An 889-nucleotide genomic window follows, 5' to 3' on the forward strand; every position below is an offset into this window, starting at 1 on the left:
GGACGATGAAACGCTGGATGAAGCGGGAAGCCACGACCAGCGGCAGGATGGCAAGGACGACGCCGGCAGAAACCTTGGCGATCTGGACGCCGTTCGAGGTCTGCAACGCCGCAAGCGCAACCGGTATGGTTGCCGTCTTCGGCCCGCTCAAAACCAGGGCAAACAAAAACTCATTCCAAGCCAGGATGAAGCCGAGCACGCCGGCGGCCGCGATACCGGGCATCGACACCGGCAGGACAATACGCCAGAAGGCGCCCCAGGCGGTCGCGCCGTCGGTCATCGCCGCCCATTCCAGATCGACTGGAATGCCCTCGAAGAAGCCCATCAGGATCCAGGTCAGGAAAGGCAGGTTGAGCGCGGCATAGACGATGATCAGCCCCGTCAGCGAATTGCTGAGCTCCAGGCTTCGGAACAGCGTGAAGGTCGGCAGCACCAGCGCCACGGGCGGCAACATCTGCGTCGCCAGAACGGCAAAACGCGCCCAACGACCGCCCGTGCGGAAGCGGGCGAAGGCATAGCCGGTGGTGGCGGCAAAAGGCAATGCGAGCAGAACCGAGCCGAGCGCGACGATCAGGCTGTTGAGGTACGACTGACCGAAGCGGCTCGACAGCAGCGCCGAATAATTGTCCGTCGTAAAGGCCGGCATCAGCTCGTTGCTGTAGGACAACTGCTCGGGGACGAAGCTTGTCCGCAGCACCCAGAGCGGCGGCAGCAGCACGATGGCGCAGACGACAATCAGCCCGAAATGCAAGCCGAAGCGGCGACGAAAGGCCGGCCGTTCGTTTCTGTCCATGCTGGTCATCGCGTGGCCCCCATGAGGCTCGGCCGCGCGATGACCAGTTCGGTTTCGGGATCAAAGAGGTGCATCGGCAGCGGGTCGATGTAGAGT

At 63.2% G+C, this 889-nt stretch carries 1 protein-coding gene; it reads right to left on the reverse strand.

Annotated features, from left to right (window positions below):
* A partial coding sequence (locus ENZ74_RS33135) for a carbohydrate ABC transporter permease (RefSeq protein WP_245471066.1) occupies window positions 1–793 on the reverse strand: 793 nt, incomplete at its 3' end.
* Window positions 794–889 lie beyond the last annotated feature (96 nt).

It is taken from the genome of Mesorhizobium sp. M7A.F.Ca.CA.002.15.2.1 (assembly GCF_003998715.1).
Taxonomy (GTDB): domain Bacteria; phylum Pseudomonadota; class Alphaproteobacteria; order Rhizobiales; family Rhizobiaceae; genus Mesorhizobium; species Mesorhizobium ciceri.